The organism is Sphingobacterium sp. BIGb0165 (assembly GCF_024810095.1).
Taxonomy (GTDB): domain Bacteria; phylum Bacteroidota; class Bacteroidia; order Sphingobacteriales; family Sphingobacteriaceae; genus Sphingobacterium; species Sphingobacterium detergens.
The window spans coordinates 754240-771369 of sequence record NZ_JANUEB010000001.1; the positions used below are offsets into that span (position 1 = coordinate 754240).

The following is a 17130-nucleotide window of genomic DNA, read 5'->3' on the forward strand; positions in this document are numbered from 1 at the left end:
TAGATGTTCAGGAAAATCAATAACTGGTTGCATTTATGGCTAGGTCTTATTTCAGGAATAATTATGTTCGTGGTATGCTTGACTGGAGCTGTTTGGGTATTTGCAGATGATATTAGAGACCTCATAGATCCGCCTATTATAGTTGATAAGCAACACAAGCCGATCATCAGTCCATCTGACATCAGCGGTATCGTGCACAGACTCTATCCAGGGGAACCTATTAATACCGTTTTTTATAAAGACGGTTCTGCTGTTGAGGTATTGATCAGGAAGTGGGGGAATGACCCACTTCTTGTTTTTTTAGATCCCTACACTGGCAAAGTGCTTTATAAACGAATCCTTGAAGACCGTCTGACACTTTTTTTCTATTGGATAGAGGCTGGACACAGAAATCTGTGGTTACCGTTTAAATTGGGTAGGGCAGTAGTAAATTATGGGACATTGATCTTTGTTGTGTTACTCATTACAGGACTAATATGGTGGTATCCTAAGAAATGGAACCGTTCTACCCGAAACAAGAGCTTTAAGATCAAGTGGGAGGCAAAATGGAAACGGATCAACATCGATCTGCATAATGTCCTGGGGTTTTACGCGCTGCTCATTTTATTACTCTTATCCCTCACAGGGATGATATATGGGATCAAGTGGTACAGTAATGGCGTTTACCTGGCTACTACGGGCAACAGCATGCCGGAATGGTCCGCGCCTGCATCTGATAGTACAGCATTAAAAACACTAAAATTGGAGGCGGCACTTGATCTAGCGATGGGAAAGGTCAGAAAACGATTTCCCTTGAGTGCGGGATATTTTTTTAGGATGCCGGACAGCCTCGATCTGAAGGCTGCTATTGAGATTGATGTCTATCCGAAACTGAACAGTTATTACGCAAATCAAAACTTCTGTTTCGATCGCTACACCGCTGAGGAAATTGCCCGTCCGGCCTATTATGCTGAGAGCTTTGAAGAGGCGGGCACCGGGCTTAAAATCAGGAGGATGAACTATGACATCCATGTAGGACGGATCTTGGGTTTTCCCGGAAAAATTATCGCTTTCTTTGCCAGTCTTATTGGTGCCTCGCTGCCTGTAACAGGTTTTATTATCTGGTATAATCGCAAGTTCGGCAAGAAATCAAAAAAACGTTAAGATTTATTTTTTCTGAGCGATTTTATTTTTCGAAATATTCCTTAGGTATAGGATGTTTTTTCAGAAACTCAACTGAATCTTCATTTTTTTTTAAAAATGAAGATTTGTTATAAATACGTTGACCTTAATCCTCCAACCGTTTTTTATGTAATCAAAAGAAACAATCTGGTTTTTGATACAATGCTAGTTGGGGAAGTGTAACGATTTCTGTGGGGCCCACATCTAATTTGAGGATCTATATGCTATTGGTGTCATGCCGGTTTTTTGTTTGAACAGACGGGTAAAATGTTGCTGATATTTAAAGCCGAGTTCACTGGCGATTTCGTTGATACTTTTGGTTTGGTCACATATACGCTCTTTCGCTTCGTCAATTAGTTTCGATTGTATGTAATCCAATGCCGTATTGCCTGTTTCCTTTTTTATAAGATCGCCGAAGTAATTAGGAGAAAGATGCAGTTCATCTGCACAATAAGTTACTGATGGAAGCCCTAGTAGAAATGCTTTGTCTGATTTGAAATAATCGTTTAATAACTTCTCAAACCGCACCAAAATATCACTATTGACATTACTTCTTGTAATGAATTGACGGTCATAAAATCGCTGGCAGTAATTTAGCAAAAGTTCAATATTGGAGACAATAAGCGTTTTACTATGTTTGTCAATATTTTGATCAATCTCTTCCGCTATTTTTTCAAAACAGTCCACAATTGTATTACGTTCCTTTTTTGATAAATGCAGGGCCTCGTTCACCTCATAAGAAAGGAAGGTGTAGTTTTTAATGTTCTTTCCTAGATTGGTTCCCTTTATTAGGTCTGGGTGAAAGACCAGTCCATATCCTGAAGGCTTTATAGCGATACCTTTACTATCAATTCCATAAATTTGTCCGGGAGATATGAATACGAGTGTTCCATCTTCATAGTCATATGGTTGACATCCATACCGCATATCACCACATTTAATGTTTTTCAAAAATACGGCATATATGCCCATGTAACGCATAAAATTTTGAACAGTGGGTATTTCATTGAAATTGACGACACTGACCAGGGGATGCAATGTGTCAACACCCATACTGTCATTGTATTGCTTAACCGTATCATATCTTTCGACCTGTTCCATAATGCAATAAATTAGAATTCAAATCTACTAAACCTGAATCTGTATATTTCCATAATCAGGCAGAATCTGTAAAACTGGTAAATATATCCGTATCCTATATAAAAAATCAATCTGGTTAAGAGACGAAATTTGCATAGTCATTTTGGAAGTAATTACTAAATTTTATGAAATAAATGGAATCAAACATAGTCGACATTTTTCAGCGGTTACGAAATGGAGAAACCATCTCGTCCGATGATCCACAAGCCTATAAGATGCGCGAGGCTTCTAACGCCACAAAAGTACATCTCCTTCAGATGAACAACTCCACCGATCCAATAGAAATTAGAAAACTGTTAAGTCAAATAACGGACCGTGAAATTGATGCGAGCGTTACGATCTTTACCCCGCTTTATATCAATTACGGTAAAAATACTAAAATAGGTAAAAACGTGTTTATAAATTTTGACTGTACCATCTTGGATTTAGGAGGTATCACAATCGAAGATAATGTACTCATTGCTCCCAAAGTCAGTTTACTCTCAGAGGGCCATCCCGTAGCAGCAGAGCATAGGCAGTCCCTTGTTCCTGGGCATGTCCATATCAAAAGGAATGCTTGGATTGGAGCGAATGCAACCATTTTGCCAGGTGTAACCATTGGCGAAAATGCAATAGTGGCAGCAGGAGCGGTAGTATCAAAAGATATTCCCGACAATGCGATAGTAGGTGGAGTACCTGCAAAAATTATTAAATCAATTTAAGATAAATGAAATAATGATATGGATAAAAATATTTTTCGATATAATAATTGGCTTGGATGGTCGTTGCAAACTGCACTGGCAATGGTAATGTTTTTCTGTATGAGTAACTATGCTCATTCTCAACAGCCGAAAATAATGGTGCGGATTTCAGAAATTGAAATATATCCCGAACATTTGGAAAAGTACAAGGAAATACTTAAAATCGAGGCCGAAGCATCCATAAGGCTTGAAGCGGGTGTTATTGCCATTTTCCCTATGTTCCAAAAGGACAAGCCAACACAGATAAGGATACTAGAAATGTACAAAGATCAGCAAGGCTATCAGTCCCATCTGAAAGCCGAACATTTCCAAAAGTATAAAACAGGTACGCTCCACATGGTCAAATCATTAAACCTTGTGGATATGGAAGCACTGGATATGGAAACAGCAACTCAGCTATTTAGAAAACTGAAGAACTAGATCGGATGAATAACGAACAGGGTAAATGAAGTTGAGAGACATGTTTACCCGCTAGACTTTAATATATTAGGTCTTTTGGTGTTAAGCAATGCTGGAATATTTCCAATGATTTCTTGTCCAATATTTCTTAGCCTCTTCACCCTGATTTTCATTTTCTAATTGATCAATGCGAATTGAAATTGTCGTTTTGTCATCCTTTTGGGAAGGAATAAATGTGATTTGCCAACTTGCACTTTCCTTGAATCCGATGCATTTCCATTTTTTACTCACCTTTTTTAGCAAAATTCAAACGTTTTTAAGATACCATTTGTTTTAAATATGCAATTGCTGAACAAATACTTTCACAGCACACAATAAAATCAAAAACTTGATTTTATCACGATGTAATTTACTCTAAGTTATATTATTGTGATTTCTTCTTAGACTACGATAGAAGTATTATTTCATGTATAACTTTTGTGCGAATTGATAGTTTATTTTCCCTTACTAGTATAAACTAGAAAATAATTGGATATGAAAAAAGAAAAGAATCTAAAAACGGCTGAGATTGATCAACGTTTAGTGGACAATTCCCAGCAGATTATGACCACCAACGATGGAGTGCCTATTTCTGACAACAACAATACATTAAAGGCGGGCGAGAGGGGACCATCATTACAGCAGGATCATATTTATTTCGATAAGCTGATGCATTTTGACCGTGAGCGTATACCAGAACGTGTTGTTCATGCGCGTGGATCGGGAGCCCATGGTATTTTCGAAGCAACAGCTGATTTATCCCAATATACAAGCGCAGCATTTTTAAAAAAAGGAACAGTAACGCCCCTTTTTACAAGATTTTCGACTGTAGCGGGTTTCAAAGGTTCTACCGACCTTGCTAGAGATGTACGAGGTTTCTCTGTTAAATTCTATACCGAAGAAGGTAATTACGATCTCGTTGGGAATAATATTCCAGTTTTTTTTATTCAGGATGCGATGAACTTTCCAGATCTGGTCCACGCTGTAAAGCCAGAACCGAACAACGAAATGCCGCAGGCGGCATCTGCACATGACACCTTTTGGGATTTTATCTCGCTGATGCCCGAATCTGCACACATGATCATGTGGACTATGTCTGATCGAGCGATACCCCGAAGTTTAAGGATGATAGAAGGTTTTGGCGTCCATACATTTAAATTTGTGAATGCCCAAGGAAAAGGCACATTCGTTAAATTTCATTGGAAACCGAGATTAGGTGTACATTCAGTCGCATGGAATGAGGCCCAAAAGATTTCAGGATTTGATGCCGATTTTCATCGAAGGGATCTCTATGAAGCTATTGACAAAGGAGATTTTCCGCAATGGGATCTCGGCGTTCAATTGGTTCCCGAAGCGGATGAATTGAAATACTCGTTTGACATTCTTGATGCAACCAAGATTATTCCTGAGGAATTGGTGCCAGTTCAGATTATAGGAACGATGACACTAAATCGCAACCCAGAGAATTTTTTTGCAGAGACCGAACAAGCCGCTTTCGACCCCGGTAGGTTGGTGCCAGGTGTAGATGTTTCGGATGATCCGCTTTTGCAAGGACGGATATTTTCCTACATGGATACCCAAAATTATCGATTAGGTGGGCCAAATTTCCATGAACTTCCTATCAATCGTCCAGTGACTGGTAAACATAATAATCAAAAAGATGGTTTTGCCCGGGCTGAGATTCCTAAAGGTGCTGTGAGTTATTTCCCTAACAGTAAGGCTGTAGGTTGCCCTTATCATGCAATGCTTAATGATGGGGTAGGATTTGAATCCCAAAATCAGCCTATTGATGGTTCAAAAGTTAGGGCTCGCTCAGATTCCTTCGCAGATCACTTTACGCAAGCAAAACTATTTTTTAATTCACAGAGTCCAGAAGAACAGGACCACATGGTCAATGCTCTGAGTTTTGAGCTTTCGAAAGTGAACGATGTCAATATACGAAGGCGACAACTGGCTATTTTGAACCAGATAGACCAAAAATTGGCAAAAAATGTTGGTGTAAACCTCGAGCTTACCCCGCCAAAAGAACTTGATCCATTAACCCTCAAATTTGCACGGCAAAACCATCCCAAATATCCTCTTAAACCCGTCAAACCAGAGATTGAAAAGTCTGCTGCTTTGAGCATGAAGGTGAGAGACGGTGAGGGTACAATCAAGACCAGAAAGGTTGCCTTCCTTGTTGATAATGGAGTTAGTAAATCTTCTATAGATAAAATGAAAACAGCCCTCGAAAGGGAAGGGGCGCAAGGCGTACTGATCGCATCTCATGTAGGAAAGATCCGGTTCAAGGAAGGAACAGAAGAAGATATCCAGCATTCCTACCTTACGGAGGCATCAGTTTGTTACGATGCCTTCTTCACACCAGCGGGTGAATCGGTAAAAACTCTTGCGCAAAATGCCGATTACCTCCATTTTATCAATGAAGGTTACCGACACTGTAAGGCTTTGGCATTTGCACAAGGTGCTGAAGAGTTAGCGGAAAGATCATTTATTAAAAAAGACAAAGGTGTTATTTTCGAAAGTACGGATAATCTAACGGCGGATTTTATAGCGATTATGAAAAGCCACCGCGTATGGGAGAGAGAAAAATCAAGAAAAGTGCCTTCCTAAAGTAAAAACAAATAGCCCTTCGGAAGAAGGACTATTTGTTTCTTATATATTATGGAAATCGTAAATGGTTAGTCATTGAATAACGGATAGTCAACATCGACAAAACCTGACGCTTGTGAATTCAATTCTTTTTGAACACGGATATCAGACTTCCACAAATCAGACTTCTTTTGGAGGTAGAGTTTGTCGTCATCGAAGACATTTTGTAAATGTGGAACAACTCCAGCGTGCAATCCAATCATAAAATCATCAATATCGCTCATTTGTGGTTGTTATATTATATTGACTTTGGTTAATTCCATTGAGGGATACCAATAAGCATTTCATTTATAAATTGTTCTGTATATCGCTGCATAGGGGAGAAGTATCCAAATTCCAGAAAAGGAAATTGAGAACCTATTTAATATCAACAATGAGTTTGCAGCATGTTATTATGATGAACTAAATGACATTTTATACATCACATTAGTAAATAGTGATGGTGCTGGAGGATATGCAGTTTTGTTTACGTTTTCAAAAGGATTATATAAAGGACGAGTGATAACAATGCCTTTTTAAGCGGATAACATGACATGCGAAAAATGTTATTTTTTCTCCTGTGAAGCAAGAGAGTGGCTTATTAATAAGCTTGGAGCAATTCCAAACTGCTTCTTGAATGCAAAAGAAAAATGGGACAGGTTTTCAAACCCTACCTCATAACAAACTTCCAGCGGTTTCTTTTTCTTTTGTGTTAACTGATAATAAGCGAGTTCCAAACGTTTATGTGTTAACCAGCGTTGTGGAGTCATGGTAAAAGCCTTTTTGAAATCTCGCTTAAATGTTGTCAAACTTCGACCTGTTAAATAACCAAACTTTTCCAGCGGAAGATTAAACATAAAATTCCTCTCCATATAATCGACAAGATTGATCTTTCCCGGTTCCTCAAAATTAGCAAGTATATGATCGATCCTTTTGTCCAGCACTCTAAGAATACTTATGGCTTCGGTGATTTTAATGGAGGCAATATCTTTGGGGATATCTTTCATGTCAAAATAAGGGATGAGTGATGCCAGACAGCTTTCCAGAAGGGGATGATTATTGAAACAAAAAATTCCCGGTGAATCTTTTGGCTGGAGATCCGTGGTCTTACCAGCATAAAAATTCTTTAATGTTTCTATGGACAAATGCATGACTACAGTTTTATGCGGTTCACCATCTTTAGGGTAATTAATAATAGTGGCCAGCTGGTTTCTAGGAATTAAAAAGATATCTCCTCTTCCGAATACATAGGTAGCGTCAGCCTGTACAATCTTGGTTTCTCCAGAAAGAAACCATACCAACATATGCTGGTCAAACATAATGTCCGATTTGAAAAAGTTGTCTTCGTAATAGGAAAGCTTTATATCTTCGGTAATGTAACGTGCTTGGTATTCCATGATTTTTGCTTTTTTATGGGGGAAATCAATAAGGTAAAGATAAGAAATAACATAATTTACATTGTTTAAAATAAACTGTTAAAGCGAGGCAAAATGCTGATTTTGCCCCAAATGTAAGCTGATTTACGGATTGAAGCGAAGGCCTGTCATCTCTTCGGTTAGCTCCCATAGTTTCTGCGCATGAATTTTATCCAATGAATAGGGGGTTATTCCTTTTTGGTCGGTTATGTCCGATGAAATTGCGGCAATATCGCCATCTTCACAATAAACGCCACCAATATGATCCAATAAAGGGCTGGTTGCACACCATACCGTTGTAGCGGCTCCTTGTGGTACCGTTTTTAGCGATGCGGCAACTTCGGGGAGCATATTACCCTGTCCATCTACAAAACCCATTTTTTGGAATAGCTCCAGTGGGGCTTCTCTGCCTAATTCTGTTCCGCCAATCGAACCGGGATGAACTGCATAGCTTCTGATATAGGAAGATTGCCCTCGCACATCCAGTTCCATTGAAAAAAGATTGACAGCGGTCTTGGATTGTCCATATCCCTGTAAGGTTTCATATTCCCTGTGTAGGAAATTAGGATCGTCAAAATTAAAAGGCGCGAAATGATGACCATGAGAAGAAACATTAACCACTCGTGCCCCGTTAGCTTTTTGTAGTGAAGACCATAATCTGGAGGTGAGCTGGAACAATGCGAAGTAATTGGTCGCCAGCTGTGACTCTATACCACGTTCATCTCTACGTAATGGCACCCACATAATGCCTGCGTTATTGATAAGTACATGTAAAGACCTTCCCGAAGCTATAAAATTTTCCGTGAAGGCATCAATAGATGTGGGAGACATCAAATCCATTGATGCAATTTCAATATTGGCAATCCCTTCCAGATTCTTCTTAGCTTTTTCGATATCACGTGCAGGTACTATTACTGTAGCTCCTGCCAATGAGAGCACTTTAGTTGTTTCCAGTCCAATCCCTGTGTTACCGCCAGTGACAATAGCTACTTTTCCGGTAAGATTGATGTTTTGAATGACATCATTGGCTGTTGATCTTGCATTGAAGCCCGAACCTATAGGTTGTTGTTGAGCTCCCTGGTAATTATTCTGTTCCATTTTGAATAGTTTAATTGTTATTACTGAGACAAAATTAGTTAGGATCAAGATGTTTTGTTTTGTTCAAAAGGCCTATTTAACTTTGTTTAAAAGGACAGAGGATCATTATTTCTTTGCGCCACAATTCTACAGAGCTTTCCTTTGGAGGTTTTAGGAATCCTTTGTGGAGACTGGAAGATGGTAGAGAAAAGGTACTGCAAACATGGAGATTAAAATGTCATTGTTTTAGCTGAGGCATACCTGAAACATTCGTCTCATAGAAAGCGAATGGTAAAAAATAGCAAAGAAATTGGGGCGACCAAATAGTTGTATTTCTTTAAAACGAATAATAAATATTACTCAGCGAATATAAAGGTGTCATTAGCAACTATCAGAAATATCCTAAATTTAGGTTGGATCTATTTAAAGTATTCGTTGTTAGATACATGCTAAGGTCAAATTTATTATAAATGGAGAAAATAAGAAATCATGACCTTAAAACCGGAACCATGATTTCTACCCAATAATTTTAAAATGATTAACATATCTATAAAAGCTATTATTATCCTATTGTATCTATTCCTAAAATTTACTCTATTCGTTTGTTCATTCTAAACTTAAACAATACAGATATTTTAATTCGGGTTGCTTAAAATTCAGTTTTCGCTAAGTGGTTATAAACCCCCAATTATAAGTCTATCGGGAGTTCCTGTACTTAATAATCTAGGATTTGATGCATCAACTTGATATAAAATTTCTTTAAATGTTGTGTCTTTTGGTGCTTTACTGGTTGATAAATCACAATTTTCGAAACTCACAAAATTTCCGAATTTAGAATTGGAGAAATCACAATTATATAAACATGCCTTGGAATCTGGGTTAGAATCATAGATACCGTTAAACGTAACATCCTTGAATTTGCCTTCAAAAAAACAACCACGAAATTGACTGCCGTTAAAATCGACAGTTATAAATTTTGCTTTTATAAATTTACAATCGATAAACTTAGTAAAATTAAACCCTCTATTTTTATATTCGCAGTTTTCAAAAATGCAATCTTTATAAATTCCTTTGTGGCAACCAAAGGTTGTCTCTGATAAATTAATGTTTTTGAAAACACAATTTTCAAAGTTTGATTCATAAAAAATTTTAGAACCCTTTAAAACTGAAGATTCAAATAAACAGTTGTTAAAATTAGTGTTTTCAAATACAGAACTATTGAAATTCGTTTTTGTGAAATCATAATCCACAAAGTTTTGATTTGAAAATCTTGTTTTTCGCTCTAAAGTCTTATTTATATAGTCTGTATTCATATGGCTAAATCTGAATTTTATTTATGTATTACTGTTTCATCATCCTCTGAAAAATCATTCATAGGATTCAAATAAAAAAATGTGCCATTTAAAAAATGGTCTTTTACAATGGAAGAAAGCAGAAGATTAAAAACGATAATATTTAATCAAAATTAGTGGCTGTCAGATACCCCGACGATCTTAATGTTTTCAAGATGTAGTTTGCCTCAGCTTGATCCATATCATTCGCAAATTTTATAGTTCTCAGACCATATTCAAATCGAATAGAACCCCTGTTTCTAAACAATGACAAATGATCCTGCTGCCCCCAAAAGGAAAACTCAAAATGCTCTTCCTCAACATGGAATCTCTTTGCTTCTCTTAGATCGTATATTCTCGGCTTGAAGAATACATCATTTTTTCTAGCAATACTTATTTGTTCGTGGTCTATCATAATGATCTCCTGTCCAATTAGGTACCAGACCAAAGTTTTAATCACGAACAAGCCTGCTGCTCCCCCAAAGACCAGCCAAACCATCATAAACAAGCTATCAAATGCCAATTTTCCATTTATGATATTATAAAAATCATTTCCGAATGATGAACCAACAAAATTAATTGCCATCACCCAACCAACCAGCCACAAAGTAAGGAAAATAATAACAGGCAAATGTTTTTTTGCAGGTATCGTGATATGATATCCGGTTGGGGTTTCATAAAGGGTGGAGATGCCGTTATAAGTTCTTTCCATATGCATTGATATTTATAAGTTTTACTAGCTTAAATGATTTGCTTTTCCGATAGCTAATATGCAAAAAGTCAAAGAAAAAAAACGAATCCCAATATTATATTTAGTTTATATACCTACATTATCTCAATCTGAGGTTGTAAATGTTGTGCTAAACAGGGGATACCCGTGTGAAAGGTCGCCTGAACAGAAAATCCGTCTATCCATTGCACATTTTGCAAATCGTAAAACAAAGCCAGCGAATCATAAATGCTTTTGGGCTGATATAGGAGAGATACTTTAAATTTGAAGTGAAAATAAACAATTACGCACTGAAAAACATGCATTAATAAGTGAGTTGGAGCATGTTTTATAAACCAGCAAAAAAATGAAACAAAATGCAAATTTAAGTTTTATAGTAGTTATCGCAATTTTATTATCTATTTCAAACTTAAGTTTATATGGACAAGAAATTATCAATATCAGTCAAACAGAAACAATAAAATTACCACTAAAAAAAGTTGTACATTATTTTGATAATTTCAACAATTCTTCCCTACTTCAATATAGTTTGAAAGAAACGAAAATTGATTCTATAAGCCGAAATGAAAATATTGCTACTCTTTATCTTACAGAAAATAAAAATTATGTTTCCGCCAATATCATTACGGATTTAAATTTATATCAGAAAACAATTCGAGAGAAATCTTTTGAATCAAACATAATCATGCTTTACAAAGGTGAATATAATAAGGAAACACTTAAATATCCAATAAAGCCAACGATTAATGAGTCTTTTTCTAAGAATGGAATACTTAAATGGAAAATTAACATTGAAAAAATTGATGAGAATTTTACAAAATTGACATTTATTTTTGACTCATTTAACAAGAAAAGTAAGGAAGATTTTATTTCCAATTTTACAAAAGGGATAGATAACTATTTCAACTATGCAATTCTAAAAATATATGTGTGTGAAAATTTTAAACTTGATATATTAAAATATTTAGAAAACTATTCAAAATCTGATGCTTCTGATGTTCCACCGATGAAAGGAAATTAAAAACCATCTCCATATCCCGTGGAGAAAAAAACGGGATATGGCGTATATTTAACTCAGATCGTTTGACGTGTTCGTTTATAAATGAATATGCAATGTACTTAGGGGCGCAAATAGTAAAGGACAAAATAAGTCTTTTCGAGCGAAGTTTCTTTGATTATATTAATTTTATTGGGAAAAGTCATAACTGTGAAATCATCAATATCGTACATGTTGTTATCCTCGAAATATTATACACGGAGGAGGGGGGATAATAGGCAATGGATCAAGATGAATCTGAGCGAAGAGCTACAACCATATTTCGAATCTTGGTCAAAGTTTTATAGTTAGGATACAGGTATCTTGTTTATTGATAAAAGGTTATTAAGCCGCTATACCATGAAACCCTTTTACATATTTGTAATATGCACTATTTTATAAAAATAAATGAACAGTAAAGCACCGACAACCGATATTCCTGAATTTTATGATTTCAGCAGCCTTTGCCGGTACTTAGGGATTGAGCCTTTTCCTTATAAAGATATTCATTTTGAAAAAAATTGAAAGCAAAGATGATCATTATAATGCTCCAACAAAGCCATTTAGACACCGGTTTTATGCTATTTCCCTCTTATTGGAAGGAGAGGGCGTCTTTAATTCAGGTTTCTGGAAATCAACGGAGAAAAAAAACATCATATACATCAAAACTCCATATCAGATCGTATCGTGGAATTTTGATCCCCATGTTACCAAAAAATATGCTGTAATATTCACCGAGAATTTTATTAATCAGCATCAGGAACTGGCTAACATCATTTTTGATTTTCCCTTCTTCCAGCTCGATAAAGCTATTCCACTCCGTGTAAATGAAACTGATATTGCTGTACTAACAAATGTATTTGATAACATCCATCAGCGCTATCAGACACAATCCAATGAACAATTTAATCTTATTGCTGCCTATATAAAAATACTGTTGTTACATATCAAACAGATTTATGAAAATTCATTGTTTTCTGATAAAGAATTAATATCCACAGTAGATACTACAAGGGAGAGATTGATACATAACTTCCTGTCGCACGTAAAAAAAGATGTTCAGTCACTAGAAAATAAGGATCTTTCTGTAGCCTATTTCGCCGATAAACTTTCTACACACCCAAATCATTTAAGCGCCACACTTAAAAAACATACAGGTAAAACAGCACAAGAACATATACACGCAGCACTTTTATCCGCGGCCAAAACTTTATTGCTACAAACAGATTATTCAATAAAGGAAATTGCATATCACTTGTCTTTCAAAGAAGCTTCTCACTTCGCTAATTTCTTTAAAAGGTGGGAAAAAATTACGCCCATGCAATACAGGAAATCAATGCAACTTTGATTTTTGCACTTCTAGCTTTAATTTTTATAATATCTGTCCAACTTGTGCGTCGTATCTTTAATTTATCAAAAATAGAGAGAAATGAACAGCATTCTAATTGCAAACTTTGTAGTCCAAGCCAATCAGCCTTCCGTAGCTGAAAGGGGTGCTAATTTCTACACGCAATTGCAATAGTTATTGATATTAATAAAAAAAGTTAAAAATGAAAAAAAATAAGATTTTAGTTTACACTTCTTCTGCCACTCAAATTCCACTTAAAGAGGGCGGAACACATAACGTGGGGATTTTTCTTGGAGAATTGGTTGATCCAATTGAACCACTGATTGAAGCTGGTTATGAAATAGAGTTTGTAAGTCCTGATGGTAAAGGCTGCGTAATAGATGAAAAATCATATAATCTTAGTAATTGGGGGCTTTCAAAAAAAAAGATGGAGCATGCAAAACATTATTTTGAGACCAAATTACAAGACCTAGGGATAGGTGTTCCACAAAAATTGTCGGATTTATTAGAAGACAAAGAAAAATTAAACAGCTATGATGTTCTTTTTATTCCCGGCGGTCATGCCCCAATGACTGATGTATTACACCGCAATTGGCTCGTAAATAATGACTACAATAAAGAAACCGGAGAATTGTTATTTCATTTCCATACAGCCAACAAAATTACTGCTGCTATTTGTCATGGCTCTGCAGCACTGGGTTCTGCGCCAATAATAAATGGCAAGTGGATTTATGAAGGATATAGCATGACATGCGTGAGTATGGCCGCAGAATTTGTAACAGAGGATATTCCATGTTTTGGTATTGGTGGACATATGCCAGATTATCCAGTAAAGATTCTAGGAAGACTAGGAGGAAAAGTACACACGAAAATGTTAAGTTTAAGTAACGTTATCAATGATAGAGAACTGATAACTGGACAAGACCCGTATAGTGCAAAAGAACTAGGTAAAAAGCTTCTCGCTAAAATAGAAAATTGGCACTAAGAAAACCATTAGCAATAACTAAGTCTATTTACAACACGCCCATTTTGATATTCAGATTTCCAGGGCATCAAGCCCATCCATTTGCAGTTGTTATATTACCTACATTCTATTGACCCAGGTTCATTTTTCATTTCTTCTTCGAAGCTTTTGCAATTGGGTTATAATCCAGGCAGATTTTTATCCAATATTCAAAATCATCAGGTTTTTGAAAACCAATAGGTTCTACATAACAATACCCTTTCAATTGCTTTCCTTTCATAATCATCGGTAAGAAGCCTTTTTTTTCCGAAACCTCATCTTCTAGTTCAGCGTTATAACGACACATCAGATTGTCATGGCTGATATTGATACACATTTTCCCATTCACAAGAAAAGATAATCCGCTAAACATTTTCTTTTCCTCAACTTCAATATTTTCATCTATTGCAAGTCTTTCACGGACCCGGTTGACTAGTTCATTGTTATAAGCCATCACTTCAATTTGTCTGTTATTTAAAATTAACTAAAAACTACGATTGTCAAGAGATATTTATTTATTATAATTTATAGAATTATAACAAGATAAGTTTGTCGGCAAGAAATAAGGGGCAAAAGCTATTAATTTGACTAGGGTTGGATGCGAGGGATAAATTAAGTAGATTTAATTTCTGTAAACAACTTCATATATGAAATTTCCATTGTTGTTATTGTTATTGATCGGATTTTATTCGGTCGCATTTGCACAAAAAGAAAAAATGCACTTGGCCTTGGTTCGCCTAAATGGAAAATGTGGATTTATTGATGCTCTTGGTCGTGAGGTAATTCCTCTTGTTTATGACGATGCCGGTTCTTGGGGCAATAACCTTGTGCCCGTAAATATAGGTAAGTATGTGCCTGATGCCGATCCAGTGTTGTTAGTTTCGCCATCGAACGTAAACCCAAAAGATTCTGTCAAGCGTGATGAGCAATACAAAACCGTTGATATAAAAAAAGAAGAGAAGGGCAAATGGGGCTATTGCGATACATCGGGTACATTGGTTATTCCTGTTCAGTTTACGAATACCACTTTTTTTAATGAAGGAGTTGCGGGCGTTGAGATAAATGGTAAATGGGGCTTTATCAATACCAGCGGAAAAATAGTGGTGCAGCCTGTGTACGATAAGATAGGACATTTTTCACAAGGACTGGCGGTAGTAGCTAAAAATGACCTGTATGGCTACATCAATTTAAAAGGCAAAGAAGTTATTAAGCTTCAATACGTAAATGCAAAAGCCTTTGAAAACGGGTTTGCGCAGGTGTGGGAGAAATATACTTCCAAAAAGTATAATAAAAATAGTATTGGCAGGATCATCAACCCGAAAGGAGAGATAGTGACAGATGCCAAATATGATATAGATGACACTTTTTCAAATGGCTTGTTCAGCTTTTGGTTGCCAGAAGGAGACTTGCTCCTTGGACTAATGAATACCAAGGGCCAAATGGTCACACCGCCAATTTATAAAGAGATTTCAAGCTTTAACAATGGCTTAGCCAGGGTTATGGTTTATAAGGAAGATAAGAATTTTAAGGAGTTTTATCCCAACTATGGCTATGTCAATACAAACGGAAAAGAGGTGGTGAAGCTAGGGCTGGCCAAAGCGACGGAATTTTATGATGGTATGGCGGTAGTAGCTAGGTTTGACGATAAAGACGATGGGGAGCTGGACCACGCCTTGATTAATACCAAAGGAGAATTTGTGCTGGGTTACAATTGGAAACAGCTAGCACTTTTAGACAGTAAACATCTTATGGCTATGAGCATTAAAGATCCAAGTGAAACCCTAATTATTAATGCCCAAGGAAAGAAGATTTTATCCCTTGAAAAAGAGGATAAGGGCCTTACCGACTTGGGAAATGGCCTGTTTGCCCTAATAAATGCCGAAGGCGAACCATTGGAACTTGTCGGTTTAAACAAACAAATACCATTTAATGTTAGCCAAAACAAAGGTCGAAAATACATGTCGTACCAATTTGGTTTAATCCAGTTTCGCCATCTCAGTAATGGTAATGAACAGCTATCTCATTTCAAAATAGGGCTTGTCAATCTAAAAGGCAACGTGGTGGTTAATCCTAAATACGACGAAATATCAAATTTTGAGCCTACAGATAATACATTGTAAGTTTGATCTTGAATAGCTGTCAGAAAAACTTATAAGTTTATACAAACGAATTTCAAATCCTGCATAGTGTAGATGCAATATCGTTTACAAAATTATTTAATATAATAACATGTGGCGCAGTACCGGGAGTGTAACACCAACTGTGCCAGATAGAAGTTCAATAGGGGCAGGCCTCGAAATCTGTGATTTCGGTTGATCCCTATCTATCACCTAAGCAACCATATTCGTGTTCTTACTTTGTCCTCAATATGCTAACAATTTCCTGCTCTGTCAAACTTACGGTCCTTGTATTCTCTTCACAGACTTCTAGCTCCAAACAATTTCTGTCCGTCCAACGTATTGCGTTACAGGGTCCGTCTCCATATTGGTCAGCTAATACCTTATGGAGATTTTTAAACTTTAAGGGGAGCATTTCTGGATTAGTAAAATCACCAACTGTTATCGTAGCACAATTCATCAAATCTTGTCCGTTAATTGCAATGAGATTATTTGTTGGATTATAAATCCATTCTTTTATATACCAGAATTCATTGTCACAACCTTCATCAGATTCTTCGTCAATCCGACATTCACTAACAAATTTATATTCTTCGCTTTTTGTGATGTTATAGATAGAAAACTCCATCAAGTCATTACCCGCAATAAAGTATTCATTGTTGTTTGAATGCTTTATATATTGATGAAACAATTTCCCGAACGCATATCTAGCTGTAAATATTTCATTACCGGTTTTATCTTGCAGTGTTATATTTTGACAACTAATTGATTTTCCATAATTGTGTGTAATATCATAAGAATGATTGTAGTTGTCGATAATCAATTTGATGTCTTCTGTCAAAGAATGGATTGCTTGTTTTATAAAATAGGTTTTTTCAAAAATATAATTGTATTGTTCCAAATATTTTCCATAAGCAATACTGTTGGCATAGTTCTTCATTCGACTAAGTTCCCTCCATTGCTAAA

The 17130-nt window shown here is 36.3% G+C and carries 17 protein-coding genes; 8 read left to right on the forward strand and 9 right to left on the reverse strand.

The window, feature by feature from the left end; all coding sequences use genetic code 11:
• Positions 1–3: 3 nt before the first annotated feature.
• Positions 4–1143, forward strand: a complete 1140-nt coding sequence (locus M2408_RS03245; protein WP_259179208.1) for a PepSY domain-containing protein — start codon at positions 4–6, stop codon at positions 1141–1143.
• A gap of 222 nt (positions 1144–1365) precedes the next feature.
• Here the strand turns inward: M2408_RS03245 and M2408_RS03250 are convergent, their stop codons facing one another.
• A complete protein-coding gene (locus M2408_RS03250) occupies positions 1366–2262 on the reverse strand; it encodes an AraC family transcriptional regulator (RefSeq protein WP_259179211.1) in 897 nt (298 codons plus the stop codon).
• A gap of 173 nt (positions 2263–2435) precedes the next feature.
• Here M2408_RS03250 and M2408_RS03255 point away from each other — a divergent pair, with 173 nt between their 5' ends.
• Together M2408_RS03255 and M2408_RS03260 are read left to right on the forward strand one after the other, a co-directional pair.
• Positions 2436–3002 (forward strand): sugar O-acetyltransferase, encoded by a 567-nt coding sequence (locus tag M2408_RS03255; RefSeq protein WP_259179213.1) that lies wholly within the window; start codon positions 2436–2438, stop codon positions 3000–3002.
• 18 nt (positions 3003–3020) lie between these two features.
• Positions 3021–3461 carry a putative quinol monooxygenase gene (locus M2408_RS03260; RefSeq protein ID WP_259179215.1) on the forward strand — a complete coding sequence of 147 codons (441 nt, stop codon included), beginning with the start codon at positions 3021–3023 and terminating at the stop codon, positions 3459–3461.
• An 81-nt stretch (positions 3462–3542) separates the two neighbouring features.
• On the opposite strand, the gene M2408_RS03265 is transcribed toward M2408_RS03260, so the two are convergent.
• Positions 3543–3731 carry a hypothetical protein gene (locus M2408_RS03265; RefSeq protein WP_259179218.1) on the reverse strand — a complete coding sequence of 63 codons (189 nt, stop codon included), beginning with the start codon at positions 3729–3731 and terminating at the stop codon, positions 3543–3545.
• A 243-nt stretch (positions 3732–3974) separates the two neighbouring features.
• Between M2408_RS03265 and M2408_RS03270 the strand changes: the two genes are divergently transcribed.
• Positions 3975–6089 carry a catalase gene (locus M2408_RS03270; protein WP_259179220.1) on the forward strand — a complete coding sequence of 705 codons (2115 nt, stop codon included), beginning with the start codon at positions 3975–3977 and terminating at the stop codon, positions 6087–6089.
• A gap of 68 nt (positions 6090–6157) precedes the next feature.
• Here the strand turns inward: M2408_RS03270 and M2408_RS03275 are convergent, their stop codons facing one another.
• The 5 genes from M2408_RS03275 to M2408_RS03295 form a co-directional block, all read right to left on the reverse strand.
• Positions 6158–6352, reverse strand: coding sequence for a hypothetical protein (locus tag M2408_RS03275; RefSeq protein ID WP_259179222.1), 195 nt, complete (start codon positions 6350–6352; stop codon positions 6158–6160).
• A gap of 321 nt (positions 6353–6673) precedes the next feature.
• Positions 6674–7504 carry an AraC family transcriptional regulator gene (locus tag M2408_RS03280; protein WP_259179223.1) on the reverse strand — a complete coding sequence of 277 codons (831 nt, stop codon included), beginning with the start codon at positions 7502–7504 and terminating at the stop codon, positions 6674–6676.
• A 123-nt stretch (positions 7505–7627) separates the two neighbouring features.
• Positions 7628–8620 carry an SDR family NAD(P)-dependent oxidoreductase gene (locus M2408_RS03285; RefSeq protein WP_259179226.1) on the reverse strand — a complete coding sequence of 331 codons (993 nt, stop codon included), beginning with the start codon at positions 8618–8620 and terminating at the stop codon, positions 7628–7630.
• A gap of 653 nt (positions 8621–9273) precedes the next feature.
• The gene (locus M2408_RS03290; RefSeq protein ID WP_259179228.1) at positions 9274–9912 is read right to left on the reverse strand and encodes a pentapeptide repeat-containing protein; all 639 of its coding nucleotides are present in this window, start codon (positions 9910–9912) and stop codon (positions 9274–9276) included.
• Positions 9913–10054: 142 nt separating this feature from the next.
• On the reverse strand, positions 10055–10642 hold the full coding sequence (locus M2408_RS03295; RefSeq protein ID WP_259179230.1) for a hypothetical protein: 588 nt from the start codon (positions 10640–10642) through the stop codon (positions 10055–10057).
• 364 nt (positions 10643–11006) lie between these two features.
• Here M2408_RS03295 and M2408_RS03300 point away from each other — a divergent pair, with 364 nt between their 5' ends.
• The 3 genes from M2408_RS03300 to M2408_RS03310 all read left to right on the forward strand — a co-directional run bounded on the left by M2408_RS03300 (position 11007) and on the right by M2408_RS03310 (position 14029).
• Positions 11007–11681 (forward strand): hypothetical protein, encoded by a 675-nt coding sequence (locus M2408_RS03300; RefSeq protein WP_259179231.1) that lies wholly within the window; start codon positions 11007–11009, stop codon positions 11679–11681.
• A 526-nt stretch (positions 11682–12207) separates the two neighbouring features.
• On the forward strand, positions 12208–13044 hold the full coding sequence (locus M2408_RS03305) for an AraC family transcriptional regulator (protein ID WP_259179233.1): 837 nt from the start codon (positions 12208–12210) through the stop codon (positions 13042–13044).
• A gap of 202 nt (positions 13045–13246) precedes the next feature.
• Positions 13247–14029 (forward strand): type 1 glutamine amidotransferase domain-containing protein, encoded by a 783-nt coding sequence (locus tag M2408_RS03310; protein WP_259179235.1) that lies wholly within the window; start codon positions 13247–13249, stop codon positions 14027–14029.
• A 127-nt stretch (positions 14030–14156) separates the two neighbouring features.
• Here the strand turns inward: M2408_RS03310 and M2408_RS03315 are convergent, their stop codons facing one another.
• On the reverse strand, positions 14157–14501 hold the full coding sequence (locus tag M2408_RS03315; RefSeq protein WP_259179237.1) for a TfoX/Sxy family protein: 345 nt from the start codon (positions 14499–14501) through the stop codon (positions 14157–14159).
• A 193-nt stretch (positions 14502–14694) separates the two neighbouring features.
• Here M2408_RS03315 and M2408_RS03320 point away from each other — a divergent pair, with 193 nt between their 5' ends.
• Positions 14695–16167 (forward strand): WG repeat-containing protein, encoded by a 1473-nt coding sequence (locus M2408_RS03320; RefSeq protein ID WP_259179239.1) that lies wholly within the window; start codon positions 14695–14697, stop codon positions 16165–16167.
• Positions 16168–16399: 232 nt separating this feature from the next.
• On the opposite strand, the gene M2408_RS03325 is transcribed toward M2408_RS03320, so the two are convergent.
• Positions 16400–17104: a hypothetical protein gene (locus M2408_RS03325; RefSeq protein ID WP_259179241.1), complete on the reverse strand. Its 705-nt coding sequence runs from the start codon at positions 17102–17104 to the stop codon at positions 16400–16402.
• Positions 17105–17130: the final 26 nt, after the last annotated feature.